This window comes from Salmonella sp. SAL4457 (genome assembly GCF_046548235.1).
GTDB lineage: Bacteria > Pseudomonadota > Gammaproteobacteria > Enterobacterales > Enterobacteriaceae > Salmonella > Salmonella enterica.
Genome location: NZ_JBGDZO010000913.1, coordinates 1 through 253, shown reverse-complemented (window position 1 = coordinate 253; position 253 = coordinate 1). Strand labels below are relative to the sequence as shown.

Here is a 253-nt window from a genome sequence, read left to right as displayed (position 1 = left end):
ACGTCTACGTGCACCCCGACGACGCGCGCGCACGTGGGCTCGAGGACGGGGCGACCGTGGAGGTCCGGAGCGCGACCGCGACCGTGCGCGTGCCGCTGCGCGTGAGCGACGAGATGATGCCCGGCGCGGTCGCGCTGCCGCACGGCTGGGGACATCAGGAGGCGACCGGTCTCACCATCGCGCGCACGACGGGCGGCGCGAACGTGAACCTTCTCGCGAAGGACGGACCGACGAACCTCGAGGCGTTCTCCGG

The 253-nt window shown here is 73.1% G+C and carries 1 protein-coding gene; it reads left to right on the top strand.

Features of this window, described 5'->3' with window-relative positions; all coding sequences use genetic code 11:
- Positions 1 to 253, top strand: a 253-nt coding sequence (locus ACLJNW_RS26850; RefSeq protein WP_410961602.1) for a molybdopterin dinucleotide binding domain-containing protein, incomplete at both ends; no start/stop codon positions are given.